At 46.1% G+C, this 17,779-nt stretch carries 14 protein-coding genes and 1 pseudogene; 9 read left to right on the forward strand and 6 right to left on the reverse strand.

What is annotated here, in order from left to right; all coding sequences use genetic code 11:
• The first annotated feature begins 323 nt into the window (after positions 1-323).
• Positions 324-1,212 (forward strand): annotated as a pseudogene (locus CHA6605_RS30400) (IS982 family transposase).
• A gap of 78 nt (positions 1,213-1,290) precedes the next feature.
• Here the strand turns inward: CHA6605_RS30400 and brxC are convergent.
• From brxC to CHA6605_RS30435, 6 genes are all read right to left on the reverse strand, one after another.
• Complete coding sequence (gene brxC / locus CHA6605_RS30405; RefSeq protein WP_051039072.1) at positions 1,291-3,078, reverse strand: BREX system P-loop protein BrxC; 1,788 nt, start codon at positions 3,076-3,078, stop codon at positions 1,291-1,293.
• A 12-nt stretch (positions 3,079-3,090) separates the two neighbouring features.
• Positions 3,091-3,729 carry a DUF1788 domain-containing protein gene (locus CHA6605_RS30410; RefSeq protein ID WP_015329007.1) on the reverse strand — a complete coding sequence of 213 codons (639 nt, stop codon included), beginning with the start codon at positions 3,727-3,729 and terminating at the stop codon, positions 3,091-3,093.
• Entirely contained in the window at positions 3,726-4,556 is an 831-nt protein-coding gene (locus CHA6605_RS30415; RefSeq protein ID WP_015329008.1) for a hypothetical protein, read from the reverse strand. Before CHA6605_RS30415 ends, CHA6605_RS30410 begins: the two co-directional genes overlap by 4 nt.
• Before the next feature lie 5 nt (positions 4,557-4,561).
• Entirely contained in the window at positions 4,562-5,146 is a 585-nt protein-coding gene (brxE, locus tag CHA6605_RS30420) for a BREX-6 system BrxE protein (RefSeq protein ID WP_015329009.1), read from the reverse strand.
• Between the two features lie 707 nt (positions 5,147-5,853).
• Positions 5,854-6,642, reverse strand: coding sequence for a tetratricopeptide repeat protein (locus CHA6605_RS30430; RefSeq protein ID WP_015329010.1), 789 nt, complete (start codon positions 6,640-6,642; stop codon positions 5,854-5,856).
• A gap of 73 nt (positions 6,643-6,715) precedes the next feature.
• Positions 6,716-8,230 (reverse strand): hypothetical protein, encoded by a 1,515-nt coding sequence (locus CHA6605_RS30435; RefSeq protein ID WP_015329011.1) that lies wholly within the window; start codon positions 8,228-8,230, stop codon positions 6,716-6,718.
• Positions 8,231-8,876: 646 nt separating this feature from the next.
• Between CHA6605_RS30435 and CHA6605_RS30440 the strand changes: the two genes are divergently transcribed.
• The 8 genes from CHA6605_RS30440 (at position 8,877) to CHA6605_RS30480 (ending at position 17,749) form a co-directional block, all read left to right on the forward strand.
• Entirely contained in the window at positions 8,877-9,452 is a 576-nt protein-coding gene (locus CHA6605_RS30440; RefSeq protein ID WP_015329012.1) for a hypothetical protein, read from the forward strand.
• A 114-nt stretch (positions 9,453-9,566) separates the two neighbouring features.
• Positions 9,567-10,055, forward strand: a complete 489-nt coding sequence (locus CHA6605_RS30445) for a hypothetical protein (RefSeq protein WP_015329013.1) — start codon at positions 9,567-9,569, stop codon at positions 10,053-10,055.
• Positions 10,056-10,124: 69 nt separating this feature from the next.
• Complete coding sequence (locus CHA6605_RS30450) at positions 10,125-10,733, forward strand: hypothetical protein (protein ID WP_015329014.1); 609 nt, start codon at positions 10,125-10,127, stop codon at positions 10,731-10,733.
• Positions 10,734-10,739: 6 nt separating this feature from the next.
• Entirely contained in the window at positions 10,740-11,063 is a 324-nt protein-coding gene (locus tag CHA6605_RS30455; RefSeq protein ID WP_015329015.1) for a hypothetical protein, read from the forward strand.
• The gene (locus tag CHA6605_RS30460) at positions 11,047-13,746 is read left to right on the forward strand and encodes a TraM recognition domain-containing protein (RefSeq protein WP_015329016.1); all 2,700 of its coding nucleotides are present in this window, start codon (positions 11,047-11,049) and stop codon (positions 13,744-13,746) included. Before CHA6605_RS30455 ends, CHA6605_RS30460 begins: the two co-directional genes overlap by 17 nt.
• Before the next feature lie 41 nt (positions 13,747-13,787).
• A complete protein-coding gene (locus CHA6605_RS30470) occupies positions 13,788-15,029 on the forward strand; it encodes a hypothetical protein (RefSeq protein ID WP_015329017.1) in 1,242 nt (413 codons plus the stop codon).
• A gap of 158 nt (positions 15,030-15,187) precedes the next feature.
• Complete coding sequence (locus tag CHA6605_RS30475; protein ID WP_015329018.1) at positions 15,188-16,471, forward strand: hypothetical protein; 1,284 nt, start codon at positions 15,188-15,190, stop codon at positions 16,469-16,471.
• Positions 16,472-16,579: 108 nt separating this feature from the next.
• Positions 16,580-17,749 carry a Fic family protein gene (locus tag CHA6605_RS30480; RefSeq protein ID WP_015329019.1) on the forward strand — a complete coding sequence of 390 codons (1,170 nt, stop codon included), beginning with the start codon at positions 16,580-16,582 and terminating at the stop codon, positions 17,747-17,749.
• The last annotated feature ends 30 nt before the right edge of the window (positions 17,750-17,779 follow it).

Below are 17,779 nucleotides of genomic sequence, written 5' to 3' on the forward strand. Positions count from 1 at the left end.
CGATCGCGCTCGATTCGTTAGGAATAACCTGAGTTCGATGAGGCTGTGCCTCATCATCAAATCAAGTCTCTGACTGTGCTTGAGTCATAAACATCAATTATTAAAATGAGATATTTCCAAGTCATTATCAATAAGCTTTGATTATTGATAATGACTTGGAAGTAAAACGTCGATCGATAATTACAAATAATTAACAATTAATAAGTTATTAAAAGTTCTGAGGAGCGGTCGGCGAATAAAAGTACAAATAGCATTGCAACCCTTATGTATAATCTCTGATTCTGGTTAAATTAATATATATATTAGAAAACCACACTTAGATGATGGACTTAACCGAACTATTTTGTGAAATAGATGATTTCTGCCAAGATTGGCTGGCAACTTTTTCATCAATATCTTTCCCTGCCAACGGTAATAGCTTACCAAAACGCTGCGGCCTATCACTGAGCGAGGTCATGACTATTTCTATTCATTTCCATCAGTCAAGCTATCGAACATTTAAGGATTATTACCTCAAAAATGTTTGTCAAAACTTAACTGATTATTTTCCAAAGTTGGTTAGTTACAATAGAATGGTGGAGTTGATGCCAAATGTTTTAATAGCTTGCCTTTATTATCTCAACTCTCGTCAAGGTAAGGTGACTGGAATTAGTTTCGTGGATAGCACGGCTATTCCAGTTTGTCACCCAAAAAGAATTAAAAGAAATAAGGTTTTCAAAGAAACTGCCAAGCTGAGTAAGAGTTCTATGGGATGGTACTTTGGATTCAAGCTTCATTTAATTATTAATGATTGCGGAGAGATATTAAGCTGCAAAAATCACACCTGGCAATGTCGATGACCGCACACATTTGCCATCAATGACACAGGGAATATCAGGAAAAATATTTGGAGACAAAGGATATATTAAGAAAGAACTATTTGAAGAATTATTAAATAAAGGATTGCAGCTAATTACGCCACTAAAATCTAATATGAAAAACAAGCTCATCTTGATGGATGACAAAATATCACTTCGGAAACGCTCGCTGATTGAAACGGTAAATGACCAGTTAAAAAATATTTGTTATTTAGTCCATTCTCGCCATCGGAGCTTGCATAATTTCATGCTAAATCTGATTACAGCATTAATTGCTTATACTCATCAACCTAAAAAGCCGAGTTTGAAGCTAGATGAGCCTGCTCAAAACTTCTTTAGTATTGTTCCTATTTAGCCGATTATTTATTTATTAACTTAACTCAATATTTTCAATCATTAATCATCTTAATGATGGGTTTTATCGTGCCAAAATTTACATAAAATTTGCTATTAAGCTGAACATGTTGTCACATCTGAGTTCGATGAGGCTATGCCTCATCGAACTCAGGTGAATAATACTGTAACTATCCCGTTCTCGCGCCCATTCCTGACCTGCCGAGCTTTGGAGCTTATAGCCCGTCTTCTCTGAATAAGACAATAGATTCAGCTCTCGCAGTTGCTCCAACGCCTGGGAAATCCGCCCCTCTTGATTGCCCTGTCCCAACCGCTCGTAGAGACATTGACTCACCAGTGCCACCGTTGTCGGCTCTTGTTCTTGAATTAGCTCCAGCAACGAGACAATCTTCGCCACCCGCGCCAAGAGCGCATCCTGCAATACTTCATCCTGACCAAATATCCGCGTCAGGGTGGTTTGCATATCATTGTCCAGCGATGACTGCTGTACCTCGAAAATGTCTTCGAGGGTAATCAAATTTCCCAAAGGTCTTGCGCCTAGCTTTCGCTCGCGAAACAGGTCGCCTAAAAGCTGCAACAGCCCGCGAATCGCATGATCGTCACCCTTGGCTCGACTCGATCGTAAGCGTAAATTCGACGTAATTTGCATCAGCAGATCGACATATCCTGGCAGCATGGGATAGACTTCCACGAAATCTTCTTCGGAAATCGTCTGACACTGATATCCATACAGCTTGAGATCGCTCCGATACTGCTGAAATATCTCCCTCAGTGCCCCTTCTTGCGTCGGCAATTTCTTGAGTAAGCGTTTATGCACCACATCCCGAATATTCGTCGGTGCCAAATGCACCCGCAACTTAGGCGGGAATCGATCCTTGAGCTTACCGATACTGCTTTCGTCGTCGCTATCCTCTAACTTCTGCTGACCCGTTGCCAACAGCCAAACTTGCCCCTTGAGCTTCTGCCCCAAAGCCGAGACAAAAGACTGAAGCTTCAACATCCGCGTGTTGTTTTGATAGATGTATTGACTGACTTCATCGACTACCACAAACAACGTTTTACCCGCAGCCCGCAACCGCAGCATTTCGGAGATCGCTTTAATCGTTTCATCGACCGAAGATCCTTCACCCGTATTCGCCCCCGCACGGCTCTCAAACCAACTCAACGGATCGGTATACCGACTCGGATTCATCGCGTGCATCACCTGAGAAAATTCTTCCTCAGCCATCCGACTATCTTTCGCTTCAGCCCAAGCCCGACCGAGCAGCCGCTGGGCACTCGCTTCAAACTCCGGCCACAGACCTTCAAGTTCGAGGTTTAACTCGTAATCTGCCACATAATTACTGGTACTGCAATAGCCCAGCCGTTTCTGGATTTCCCGCTTCACGGCTGCATGAATCTGTTCGTCATCCCGTGCCACCGCTCCAATATCAAAGATGACGGCGATCGGTTGTACCAGACTCCGAACCTTCGTCCAAGCCGCCCTAAATTCATTGGATTTAGGCGATTCATCCCGTTTAAGAAAAACTTCAGCGATCTCCTGTCCATCGGGCAAAATTAAGCCATCTAGAGCTAATCCCAACAGTTTGGCAAAGCTAGATTTCCCCGAACCGTAAAATCCAGAAATCCATGAGGCGGGTAATTCTACCCCGCCAGTTTTTTGCAGTTCCTCGGCTAGACTGCTCAACAATTTGACAAACTGCTCGTGAATTCCAATCTTGGAGCGGGGATCGTTTTCAGGATATCCACCCGTGACTATGTACTCGGAAACTTCCGCCGCTACCTTGGCCGGATCTTGCTCATGGAAGTAAATGACTGGAGCGATATCGCGCGTCACATCATTGGCAAATACATCCTTAATCTGCATCGAAGTTCTCCATCATGAATAAATGCGCGGGCGATAATCACGGTCAGCCGACAACTCACCCATAAACGACAGTGCATTTAAGTCTTGACGCTTGCCAGGATAGAGTAAAACCACAGGCAAATTCCGCATTTTCCCATCGATCAGCTTGAGCAATGCTGAAGATCGAAAAAAGGGATAAAGTGCCCCTGTCCGTGCCAATAAAACCAGGGTGCGGTTTACCACCAAGGGATTCTCAGTGGCAAACTCATCGATTAAATTTACAACATCTTTAGCAATCCCATCCACGCCATCAATGTAGTGCGACAGTTTATCTTTGAGATGATTCAACGCTCGATCGGGATCGCGCTCATAGAGACGGTGTTCCATCCGGATCGTGCTCTCGATTAATTTAGGATCTTCAGCCTTAATCCGATTTAATAGCAGTTGATGTAGCGAAATCGATCGGACATTCCAACCACCGCCTTTCAAATCGTCGCTCAAATTCCGAATTAATCGGCGCAGCTTAAATTCTTCGGTTGGATCGTAGACTAAAATGGCAAACCGATAATTTCGCATCGTGCTAATTTTCGGGCCGCTAGCTTCGAGCAAATCGCTCCGGAGAGCCGCAATCGATCGATCTAGTGAAACATCTGTAAATAGTGTACCCGTCATCCGCCGTTCTCACCCCACCCTTCCAAAACCCCCGCCGCCCAAGCCTGGAGATCTGGATACTGCCAGCCAAAATCGTAGAGATCGCTCATCCGCGCAAATGCAAATCCAGGCAACTGTCTCACCCGCTGTTCTAAAGTCACATCGCTCAATCCCACCGAACGCAGATAGGGATTGTCGATCGGCGAACCTGAATAGGACAGATGCCGGAGCAGATACAGCCAATAACCTAATGCCTCATCGCTCACTTTGGGATAAGTAATCGTCCGACTACCCACCCCCACAGAACACAATCCTGCCGACGTTGATGAAGTGAGTAGACTCGAAGCCAGCCGCTGAAGTGTGACCGTTGCCCAATCCAGCTTAAATTCCTGCGCTAGCCACCGCGTGACGATATCGCGATCGATCGCCAATACACCCTGCGATCGTCGCTGCTCGAAAAACTCCCCTGTAAACTTTCGGTAGGTCGGATCGCTCAATTGCAGGTGCCAATGGCAGATGTTTTGACGAGCGATCGGATCTCTGGGCTGCCAACCGATTAACACCGCTAATGCGTCTGGATATGTATCGTAGCGATAAGACAACTCACCCAGCAATAGCTGCACGCGAGCGATACTTTTGCTCCCAAACCATCGCTGTGCAAACGCGACTTCAGTGCGTTGCTCCTTGGGGAGATCCAGCCGCAGATACTCCCAGTAGGCGCGACTTTCCTCTACAAGTAATGATGCCCGCAACTGTCGCGAATGAAACCCAATGACCTCCTGGCCATAAGTCTTAGCATCTGGTGTAGCCATAGAATCGAACCGCTCTTTTGCTACAAGTGTTGCCATTAAAGTCAATGCTCCCCAATTCGATACATCGGCATTGGATAATTATCCGCTAATGGCAGCAGTGCTGCCGCTAATTTTTTCGCCTTAATGTCCAGATCCTCCGTACCATCATCAACCAAAAGCCTACCGCCTGGAACGATCTTAGTCTCGATCCGATCCGAGATGCTTAACAACGCTTCAAATGCCGCTCGATCGAAAGACGCTCCTAGTTCGATCGATAACGGTAAAACCGCCGATGGCATCTGGCTTACAGCATTGCGTTTATGCTCGACTAACCGATCGATCAGTTGCTCGTCAACGTTCGCACCCCAAAAAAATAAAGTTCTCAACGCATCCGGTTTCGCTAATTTGATTCTTTCTCGTCGATCGGTCTGAATTGCCGCCGATCTAACCGCCTCAAGTGCCGCCCACTGGTAAGTTTTAGGCAACAACCGCTTAAATAAGTCGCCGCCGCCTGCGGCATCAACAACGTCTGTCCGCCACCAATCCAACCGCTTCGGCTCACACAAACCTTCCCCAGCCCAAGCGATCGTCATTTGCAGGGCTAAGATGGCATCCAAAGTTGAGGCAGAGATTCGTTCGCTAGTCATTTTAGCCTTATCCATTCGCGGAGTCGATCGATATTAAACTTGCCCTTTACGTGAATCGCCAACGAAACCTTCCACGATCTTTCGGATCTAACCTCCCCTCGCTCGTTCGCAGTTCGGTTAACCCCGATCCCCGCTCCGATCGAAACCCTATCGTATCACCGAAAGACCCTTCTCCCGATCGATTCTTTATCTGTACTGATTTATATTGGGAGTTAAACCAAGCAACTATCTCGCGACAGCCACTTAGTTTAACTGTGCGTTTACCCCTCAATAAAAGTTTTAGCTTATTTATTTAGTTCCACGTAATTACGTGGAACTAAACATTGGCTTTAAATCCTTACTCAGTAAGAATTATAGTCTTAGCATATCCGATCGAGTGCTGGCTACTCTTGAAAGAGAATTTCGGTGAAAGTGTTGTTTGTCAATAGTTTTAGCTCATTTAAACAGTTCCACGTAATTACGTGGAACTAAATCAGCAGATAAACTACCAGCATCTTCAGGAAATACTAGCGATAGTTGGCACCAGTCAAAAGTCAGTCAAAAGTCAAAGAAAGAATTAATCGCCAGAAACCTGTATTCAGAAGCAATTTCAGGTTATTTGGATAGTTCCACGTAATTACGTGGAACTGAAGATACCTTGACCGATCCACCAGCACAATCTACAATAGGCGGAAAGCGGAAAATCACGTTGAAAGGCTTGATTTTTTTTAGCGATCTTCCATAATCTTGGGATCGAGCACGATCGCCCGCTCGTAGTCGTTCGCGGCTCCCAGCAGGTCATTTAAAAAATCCCGCTTGAGCAGACTCCGCACGAAATAAGCAGATGCCAGATGAGGATCGAGATCGATGGCTCGGTCATAATCAGCCAACGCCCCGACAGGATCGCCAAGTTCCCGATGCTTGAGCGTACCGCGATTATAATACGCCTCGGACAAGTTGGGATCGAGTGAGATCGCCCGATCGTAATCGGCTAAGGCACCAGCAATATCCATCAGTTTGACATTTTTTAGCAGTCCGCGACAGTTATATGCAGCCGCAAAATTCGGGTCGATCTCGATCGCCAGATCGAAATCCGTCAAAGCATACTCGATATCCCCAAGTTCGGCATATTTAATCAACCCACGAGTGTTATACACCGAGGCATCGCGGGGGTTAAGGACGATCGACAGATTGAGATCGGCTAGGGCACCTGGAATATCGCCTAACTGCTGGTACTTCAGTAACCCACGATTGGCATAGGCGATCGCATAATCGGGGTCGCAGCGCACGGCTGAGTCAAAATCGACCAGCGCACCCTGAATATCTCGCAATTTTGCATACCTAAACGAGCCGCGATAGTTATAGGCTCTGGCATAGCCAGGAGCTTGGCGCACGGCTCGATCGTAAGCCGCTAAAGCACCTCGATCGTTCCCGATTTGAGATTGTCGATTACCGATCGAAATATAGTTATCGGCGGTGATGATGAGATCGCCATGTTTGGGTAATTTATCTGACATCGACAGTTGGGGTATCGTAGAAACTTCATTTTGAACCCTCCCCCTTTTTCAAAAGGGGGATTCCGACAGTCAGTTACACAGCTTTTCGGTCGGAGCATAGCTCACCTATCTGGCTGTGGCGTTTATCGTGGTTAGCGAATTGCTCCAAGGGTGGATGACCCAGCCTACTTTTGTCAAAGACTACTCGTTCGCAATTTATTTTAGATCGTTGCCATGCCGCTAACAAGACTGGTTCCAGCCTCAAATACTCTGTTTGAGCATCTCGCAATGTCAACTCGTCGTCATCAACATATCTAGCTAGGTACGCGCTAAACAAATCTCGCTGCATTACAATCCCAGTTTGGTCATAATGCACTCTTTCAGAAAGAGATTTCTTAACCCTTTCTCCAGTTAAATGAGTTTGGGATAAAGCTGTTTTCCTAGTAGAAAATTTAGTAAATGAACCGCCAGCACTTTCAGCCTTGCGCTTCAACTCAGATTGAAACAACCCTGGAGATTTAGCTGAAATAGCTTTACCATAACGCTTTTGCCATCCTTTTATGGACACGTTTTCAGCATTTATGTTATTACCATTTCGCAAAATATCATTAGCGATCTCTCTATTTTTCGACTTGACATAAGCCGCTCTACGCCGCTCTAGCTCTCTCTTTTTTACTGCTAATCGTTGATAGTTTTTAGTCTTATTCCACGATCTCACACCCTTCTTATTCTTGCCTTTTTTAATTACAACTTTTCGACCTCTTTTGGCTGGGAAATCAGACTCATAATTATCTGGGTTGGCAAGACGCTGAGAGCGTTGCATGGCTTGTTGAATCTTTGATACCTGCTTTTTAATCACAGGCACCTTATCAGCAAAAGGCAATAATCCAGCATTATTATCGGCAACATAAGCAACATTGGAGACATTTAGATCGATGCCAATGATACCATTGTTGATGAAGTTTGCAGGTTTTTGATAGGGTAATCCCTCGCAAATTAGTTGTGCAAACCATCTCCGCTTTCCGTTGAGATCTCGTTTGAGAATCCGTACATACTTGATTATTGATGTCAACCCGTGCATTAGCACTAAGTTAGACTCATCTATAATCGGATAAGCACGGAGTTTCCCCCAAACTAATTGGTTTTCACTCCATCTAATCCCCTGTTTATTGCTTTTCCCCTCCATGCTATTAAAGCGATTAGGTACCTTAAACCGCACATTTTTTGCGCGACCAAATAATACCTTTTCACTAGCTTGGAATGCTCTAGTAGCGAGTTTCTGTTGAGTAGCTGAATCTACCTTCTGAGCAATCCATTTAGCTGAGGATGCTGCTTGGGTGGCAAAAGACATTAACTCGAACTCACTATATCGTTGTTGAGTTTTAGCTAGTTGAAAAGCATCATTTCGAGCTTTCCCTTTAGCAATTTTTTTAGCTTGTTCAAAAGCTGGCGAGTTTCTAACCAGATTCACTCGCACCATCGCTTCATTCAGCAAAGCATTATAGAGTTGTCGTCCCGCCTGAAAGCGTGACAATAGCTCTGCATCTTCTTTACTACTGACAACTAATGCTACTTCTGTTATAAATGATGGAGTCTTAGCCCGTGGCATTTAAACATCTTTACAACTCAACTATTTAAGCTTATCGTGATAGTAGATAGATGTCAATCAATCAACCAAAAATAACATTAAAAGATACGTTTCAATATAGACTCAGTGAGCATTCAACAGGATTAGCTACGGTACATTTAGCCTGGATACCAAAGCGAATTAGACCAGTATTGAAGGGTAAGACAAGATTAAGATTAGTTGAAATATTAGAATCGGCAACTAGTGACAAAAGATGGATAATTAAAACTAAAGAATAGACTCAAACCATATATACTTTTCATTTAAATATGATGAGACAACAGCTATACTTGATATCATCAAATCATTTAAAATGACAGAAGTTTTAGGTTGGTAAAAATGGAGTTTCCAGTCTTATTAAAACTTCCATCACTATGAACGAGGAGTTGTTTTTATGGCACCAGTGGTAAAGCTAGTATAGTCTAGCCAAGTTGTGGGACAACGTTGTCCCACAACTTGTCGATCTGCTAAATCGTAGATCGGTGTTTAGCTCTCATCTCAAGTCAAAGATCGATTTAAGTCTACAACTCGAAGAGGATCGACAATCGAGATCGAGTAATTTGACTCAAGGCTTAATCGCAAGTCAAGTGTTTAGATAGGACTTATTTACCCACCCGCTACACGCAAGATGGAACAAACCACTGCTCTCAACCATGCCATCAGCAAGTTAGCCTTAAATCGATCGTTTGCCAACTATCACATTCAAGCAGACGATCCGATTCGCGATGTAACTGGAATGCTCGATCGGATCGAACGAATTAAAGATGCTATTCCCCTAGCGGTGACTCAATCCCTGGATTTGGCAGGGAAGAGATTAGAGACCCAATTCGAGCTAGTGAGCAAACCATTACTAGAGACTCTAGCCATCCAACAAGCCCATATGGGCACCGTTCGACATCAATTAACCTCGCTGGAAAAAAGGTTCATCGATGCCGGACGTGTCGCGGCTCCCGCTCAGATCTGGCATTCTTGGCTGCTATTGGGTTTGGCCTTGACGATCTTGGGATTATTGGGGTACAACACCGTCATTGCCAAGCAGAGTCCCAGTCCGGCTTGGACGCAGACACAGGCGGGTAAATTAGCCAAACAAATAAGCGATCGCAATCCTCAACTAATGAATAATTGTCGGCCATTAACAGCAAAGGAACATCGAGAGTTGGGATCGCAGCATCAAGCGAAGAAAATCTGTTCGATTTTTCTATAAAATCTCAGCCGGATAGCGCATCTCATTTATTAGCTAGCACAGTTATGTTGAGACGATATCGATAAGCCCAGACAAACGTGCCTGTACTATTACAAATCGATCTTTTAGATCTACATGCCACAACCACAGTCTGCTTATCCAAGCTGCAATTCCTCACTAGAGCACGTTCCAATTGAGTCAGATCTAATTTCGCTCCAGATGTCGCGATCGACTCAAACACAGCAAGAAATAGTTGCAGCATATTGTCAGAATTCCACTAAATTTGCGACCGAATATCAAATTAGGATGGCGAGTGTCACTAAAGACTCGATCTATTCTAATTGGTCGATTGAAGCCAAGAATGTCATTCTAGCCCAAGCCAATCATCGCGGAAATTACTGGGTATTCGATGCTGGTCACTGCACCTATCTCGTGCCTGCCAAGCGTAGATATATCGACTCACATGCTTACACGATCGCCAGTTGGATCTTTAGGGGGCATAATTATACCCCCGATTATCTGAATATCGAACTAATCAGACCAGCAATACTCATGCCATTGGAGAGCGATTCCAATCTTCAAATATGGCAACTTCACCAGCAGGGCGAACTAATATTTTCGTAAATTAGCTTTTTACCCCTAAATATAAAAACAACTATTCGCTAGACCCAAAAACCGAGCGCGAGCATCATCATGACTAAATATAATCACCACAAACACAACCCTAAATCTAGCTTACTCGATCGAGTCTATTACTCATGTTCGGTTGAATTCTGGTTATCGATCGTTACCGTCGGTATTGCGGCTGATTGGATCTTCAAGCTCGGAGTTAATTCCTTACTGATTACGCTGGCATGGACGGGTACTCTCGGCACCTATTTAATATTTTCCAACCGGATTGCAGGCGATCTTTGGTACAAATTTCGCAGCATCAAGGCACCTCAACATTTGTTATTACTGGTTGCTGGAATCTCAATCTTAGGCAGCTTATTCCTAATTACCTGCATAACAGATACCGCTCATGCTTTGATACTTACAAATTCAGGCGAGCAGCAAATTAAAGACTTAATATCTGGTAAAGACGTGGGTGTTTCAAATTCTAGTCTAGCTGGCTTTGGAACCATGATCGTTAACTTAATTAAGGTTTCCTTTGGGATTGCATGTGTCTTTGGAATCAAACATGCTTACGACAAATATAGGGAACGGGCAGAAATACAAGAAATCGTTGAAGCTCCAGTAATTCTAATTATTGCTGTTTCGGCGGTCGATGGCATTATGGGTGCAATCTTCAAAACAGCATAATAAATCATGTCCTACGATCGCGAACCAATCAGAGTCAACCGCATTCTCAGCCGCAAGCCAGGGATTGCCGGAATTCCTGCCGATGTATTTATCATCGCTCTGGGCTTGGATTTACTACTGTATCTATTTTTAATCCAGATCTTCAATCTGGGCTGGCAAGTATTCGCCCTAGCTGTTGTCGTCGTCGATGGCACTTGGATCGCCCTCACCCTCAAGGGCGTGTGGCAATTTGTCGGGTTATGGTTCAAACCACCTCGCTACATCCGTGCCAATCTCCCCTACCGTTCGCCCTTACCTCCAGCAGAAGACCCCGATGTTCGCACGTCCTAAACCAGTCAAACAAGTCTGTCGTCCTGGGGAGAAGCCAGAATTACTATTTCCGATCGAGGGAGAATTAGATTTAGTCACCCATATCGATTTCGATTGCAATGGGCGACAATTTGGCGCGTATTTACTTCAGATTACCGAGCGCAAGTATCGACTGGTATTTGGGTTTCAATGCGATGGCATTCACCCGAATCTACCGTGGGGTAGGATCGATCCGATTTATAACAGGCTATCTGCTGGGTTTAAGGATTTGCCGGAGGGAGAGGTGTTAACGATCCACATGAAATCGTTTGTCGATAACACCGCCCGAATGCAGGAGTTATCCAAAACAGTGGAAAACTGTCAGTCAGATGTCTTGAAATACATCATCATGACCGAACAAAAACGGTTGCAAACTCTGACAGACAAGGGAATGCGAAAACCCAAATCGCTGACCTTATTTGCGACGTTTACCTTCGACCCCGAAGCCGATGTCAAAGATGACCAGATCGAAGCTTTTGGTAAGGGTCTTTATAAAATGTTCGCTAAGTTTTCAGGGGCAGAAAAGATCGCTCAGTCTCGCGAATTTACAGAGTTCTTAGTCGCTGGTGTCAATACGTTCTATTTATGGGAACAGATCCTCACTAATAAGATGGGGCTGGGGGTTAGAGCTTTAAGTACCCAAGAGTTGTGGCAGGATTTATGGGCGAGAGTTAATTCCACACCCGCGCCGCCCGTACCCCAACGGATATTTTTCAATGGTAAAACAGCCACCGAGAATATCTATCGTCCCCTCCATCCCCTATCGATTTTAATCGACGAAGAATCTAGCTTACCGACGGCAGATTATCGCTGGGTGAAAGTCAAAAATAAGTTCGTCGGCGTGATGTCGATGTTAGACCAACCAGATGAATGGAGTGACAAATTAGATGCACTCACTTACCTGTGGAATAAGTTAGGGGAAGATAGCGTTTACGATATCGAACACATCGCTCAGATCGCTAAAGTTAGTCAAAGTATCAGTCGCAAAAAGCTCAAAGATCTGACCGATGAAGAGGTGTACAAAGCAGAAAAGGCAGCGGCTGAAGGCGATATTAACGTTGCGGCGAACCTCAATGCCCTAGAAGCGATCGAGGCTCAAGAAATCCTCCATAAAGGCGGTGTCGAACTATCGATGTCATCGACGTTCCTCGTCCATCGCAATACGGTAGAGGAGTTAGATCGGGCTTGCGATTACCTCAAGTCTCTATTCCTCTACCCCGCCCATTTACACCGCGAGTATACCTACACTTGGTGGACGTGGTTGCAAACGTTCCCTGTGGCTTGGGATATGGCACTATCTCGCCCTTTTAGTCGCGAGAGCAAGGTGTTTACCAATTATGTGGCGGGGACTGTCTCGCTGGCTTTGATTAATACTTACGACAAAGGTGGATTTGAGTTAATCTCCAACGATGGTGGCGTACCGCTGTACATCGACATTATTAATAACCACCATCATATTCTGTGGATTGCCACTACCAGAGCGAGTAAATCTGTCTCCACTACGGGGATGCTCAACGGCGCATTGGCGAATAATTTGCCCGTGACGATTATCGACTGTCCGCCCACAAAAGAAGCCTCTACTTTCCGCGATTACGCGCGGCTATTGGGTGGAGCGTTCTTCGATGTGGGTTCGGAATGTAGCAATATTTTTGAGGTATCCGATCTCTCATACCTATCGCCGGAAGATCGGGAAGATCGGCGCAAGGATTCCCAAGAAACCCTGTTAGAAATCCTCCAAATGCTGGTGACTGGTTCTAATCCCGATACGTTCGAGCCAATGTTTCGGGATTTAATTAGATCCTTACTCACATTAGTTCTGTCCAAATTCTTCGCCGCTCGTGAAATCCAATCGCGGTATATTGCAGCGATTAAGGGAGGCGTTGGTAGTGACGCATGGCAAAAGTACCCAGTGTTAGAAGACTTCATCGGTTTCTGCTCGCCGGAACGAGTCAATATTACCGAACCAGAACAACTCAAAGCTTTAAGTTATATCGTCACCAAACTGCGATCGTGGACGCAGAGCCGAACGGGACAGGCTTTTTGTCGCCCATCTACTTTCAAAACTGACTCCCAGTTATTCGTGATGGCAATTCGAGGAGTAGCCAACGCGGAGGATATGGCAATACTCGCGACGGTTGCTTATGCAACAGCGATCCGCCGCGCTTACAGCAATCCTAAATCGGTACTATTTTTGGATGAAGCTGCTGCCCTACTCAAATTCCCTGCCCTAGCATTGATGATCGGTCGGTTGTTAGCAATTGCTGCCAAAGCGGGGATCAGAGTAATGCTAGCCGCACAAGAAGTTCACTCAATTAAAACCTGCGCTGGCGGCGAACAGATCCTGGCTAACTGCGATATCAAATTAGTCGGACGCATCCAACCGGAATCGGTAGATGCGATCTCCGAAGTTATGAAGATTCCGCTGGAGCTACTCGCGCCCAATCTCACCGAAGCATACGTTCCCAATCGCGGTTGGGGTTACTCCAACTGGTTGATGTTAGATGGACGGAGTTATACCTGGGCGAGAATCTACGCTAGCTCCGGTACCTTAGCCGCTGTTGTCAATAACGTCCATGAAGTCGAACGCCGTCAAGCCCTGCTGGAGCAAGCCGAGCATCCAATTATCGGATTGGCTCGGTACGCTTCTGAATTACTACCTGCATAATTCGCAAAACATCAATGAAAAAACGACTACTTTCAATCGTTATGTCCGCGCTAACCCTGCTGGGCAACATTCGATCGCCGCTAGGCGACGCGCAAGCTTCGGCAGCGGCAACGGGTAGCGTTACAACTACCACTACTCAAACCGTTGAGATCGATGGCATTAAAGTTCCCATCCCACCTCAAAACACGACCACCGTTGTAAATGGGACAACCGTACCAAATCCAACCACAGTCACACCCGCAGTCACCGCACCGACAGCAACCACAAAACCAGCAGCCAATGGCATCATCCCACCAGACATCGGCAAGACAGTAGGAACTACGGCGCAAGGGATGGTGACTACAACAGTTACCAATGCCGGAACTGGCGCGATTCAATCGGGCGAACGATCGCTTACCACCACAGCAACCCAACAGACAGCAGAAATTAGTAACACCTTAAATAAGATCCCATTTGTCGGTGGGATCGCTAACGGACTAATGAAAGAAAAAATCGCTGCTGGTATCGGCGATTTAAGTAAAATCGCCAATACTAAATTTATGGAGATGATGAACGATCCCAACAACCCATTAGGCGGAATTGGGAAAACGATCGCGGGTTTCTTCGGTGGTGGGGGTGGGGGTAATCCCAATAATGCCAGTTCTCAAGCTACGGCTCAAACTACCGCGATCGAGGCTACAACCGATAGTTACGGCAAAGGCGCGACTCAAGCAGCCACCATTTTGTCAAAGCAAGCCAATCCCAATATCGGCAGCATCAATACCACCCTCGCCAGCACCACACCAGCTAGCGATATTGCGAGTACTGTCACCAATACCCAGGCCCAGCAGGATGTAGCCAAAATTGCCCTCAACACCAATCCTGCCAACGGATCGCTAACTCAATTAGATGCGATCTCCACCACATCGAGTAAGGTAATTGCCGAGAGTGCTAACGGTGTCTCCGGTCAAGCAGCCCTCAGAAGCCGAGTCTTGGGATCTGGGTTAAATGCGGCGGGGATGCAATATCAAGCGGCGCAAACCTACGATAACTCGCTCGACCAATTGAATGCCATCAGCCAACAGCTCGGACAACACGGTGCGATTAGTGCCGAAAGCGTCCGCATTGCCGCCGAGCAAAGAACCTTGAGTGCCGCACAACTGGCTCAAGCATCAACCGATGCAGCAGCACGAATTCGCCGCCAAGAAACTGAGGATCGCGCCAGCAAGCGATTGACCGATGAAGTCCAAAACACTAACTCCATCATCCAAGGGATGGTGGGCGCAGTTAAGTCGAAGAAGTAAGGGGTAGAGGAATTGGGGGAAAGGGTAAAGGGGAAAGGAACGCACTCACCCATTTCCCTTTACCCGTTTTTCCCTCACACCACCAACAGCACACAGACATCGATCGAGATCCGAGTCAAAAGTCGATCCCCTTTCCCCTTTCCCCTTCCCTAACACCCATGCCAGATATCTTACTAGACCCACACTTATTAGCCGCCGCCAACTTCAGCCAAGCAGCGGCTACTGGTTCGGCACTGGCCACCAACTTCGCCAAGGAATTCTGGTCGAATGTTTTTCAAATGGGCATCTTCGGACGAGTCGCACAGGTATCTTTGACGATCGCGGGCATCGGCGTAATTTATCGCGGTTATTATTTTCTACTAGAAATTAAAGCTAAAACTTTAGATACCGAAAAAGTCGTCGGTTTTCTGATGGTCTTGATTCTGGTACTACTGATGCTATGGAATAGCGGACAGTTAGCCATGTATACGGTAATGGGAATGCGAAATTTTACTAACTCGATCTCCGATACGATTATGCAGGGAATTTCCTTCGATTTTGAGAAATTACAAGCAACTAGAAGTCTCAATGGCACAAATCTCGCCCAATCCTATTTTGTTAAATTTGAAGACGAGTTAAAAAAATGCGCTCCCGCAGCCCAAACAGCCTGTTTTCAACAAGCACTAGATAATTTAAAACAAAGTGTAGCTACCAATCCCGAACAAGATCCGGTAGTTAATGCCAAAATAGCCGAGATTCAAACAGATCTCAATCGGGCAGCGGGGGTACAGCCAAACAGTACTTCAGCCACTTCGGGGTCGAATAGCACAACAGCAGCGGCTGGTGCGTCAGATGGGACGATCGATGAGAAGGCTAAATGGGATATTATCGGCAAGGTCGGGGACTCGATTAAGTCGATGGGTAGTGCCATTTCTAATGCGTTTGAAAATTTAATTCAGCTCGTATTTACCTGCTTGGCGATCGCCTTTTATATCGCCTTAGAACTGACTTTATTAGTATTTGGCTTCACCTTCCCAATTAATATCGCCCTATCGTTATTCGACCCCGCACCGATTAAAAATTGGTTTGGTAATTTTTGGTTGTTAGTCAATGCCAAACTATGTTTTGCAATTATCGTCGGTATTATTGTCTATTTGAATCTCTGGGCGCAGAGCCAGACGGGACTGGCAAGTTTAGGGATTTTTACGATCGGTATTTTAATGGCAATTTACGCTCCCTTCCTCACCTTCTACTATTGTCAAGGTTCTGCTCTGGCTCTAGCTGGGGCAATGAACTCACTTACCAGCGCACCAGCGCGGGGAGCGGCAAGAGGAGCTGGTAGGGTAGGGGGTAGAGCTGCTGGTAAATTGGGAAGTGGCTTGATGCGTGGAGTGGGGATGGGGATGGGTAAGATGGGCAGAGCGCAGGGACGGAAAATTGCGGCAATGGGTCGGAAGAAATAGTCGATCGATGTCTGAAGATCGGCATAAAGATCGGCACATTTTAGCAATTAAAAATGCTACAATTAGTATGTAGAAACAGTTTTAGGCTCTAAAAAGATCGGCACTATTATGGAATCTCTCGCCCTCATCGAACCATTATTACCTGGGTTGAGGAATCGAGTATCGACCGATCTGGCTACGCAACTGTGGGCGGAGAGTAGTGCGCTCAATAGTAATTTACAGGTGGCGACGATTTTGGGGATTGGCGATTTAGTTCGCACGATGAATTGCTACTACAGCAACCTCATCGAAGGACATCGCACCCACCCCATCGATATCGAACGCGCCCTCGCTCAGGACTTTTCGATCGATCCCCAACAACGAGAATTACAGTTAGAAGCTAAAGCGCATATTGAAGTGCAACGGGAGATCGATCTGGGCAATGCGCCAGAATCGGTTGTGAGCGGGGAGTACCTGAAGTGGATTCACCGTGAATTCTGTACTCGACTACCCCCTGAGATGTTGGTGCTGACTAATGCTGAAGGTAGCAGACAAATTCAGATCGTGCCTGGGGAGTGGCGCACGGGTGATGTAATTGTCGGGCGACACATTCCCATTTCCGCCCCAGCCATTGACAGCTTTATTAACCGCTTTGCAACTGGTTATCGACTGGAGAGATTGTCGCAGATCGATCGAGTAATTGCTGTTGCTGCGGCGCATCATCGCTTGGTATGGATTCATCCCTTCTACGATGGGAATGGGCGGGTGGCGCGATTATTTTCCCATGCGATGTTTCGGGAAATCGGCATCGGTACCAGTTTATGGTCGATTTCACGCGGATTAGCGCGATCGAAAGATCGATATCGCGCTGTTTTGGCTAACGCCGATTTACCCAGATGGAACGATCTCGATGGCAGAGGAAATCTGACAGCTAAGGGATTGCAAGCCTTTTGTGAGTTCTTTTTGAATACTTGTATCGACCAAGTGCAGTTCATGCGATCGTGCCTCGATCCACAGCAACTACTCACCAGAATTGAGGTGTATCTGGGGGAAGAAATTGTCGCTAAACGCTTGCTCCCTGGCTCCGATCGGGTGGTTGCAGCGGTGTTTCGATCGGGAGAGTTAGATCGAGGGCGAGCGGCGGCGGCGAGTGGCTACCAGGAGCGGCAAGGGCGTAAGGTGTTACAGCAGTTGTTGGCGGCTGGCTTGTTGGTTTCCGATACGCCTAAAGGTGCGGTGAGGGTAGGTTTTCCATCTACTTTACTAGAGCGATATTTTCCGCGATTGTTCTTGGGGTGATCCGCCACAGACTGGAACATTGCAGCAATG

This window comes from Chamaesiphon minutus PCC 6605, assembly GCF_000317145.1.
GTDB classification, from domain to species: domain Bacteria; phylum Cyanobacteriota; class Cyanobacteriia; order Cyanobacteriales; family Chamaesiphonaceae; genus Chamaesiphon; species Chamaesiphon minutus.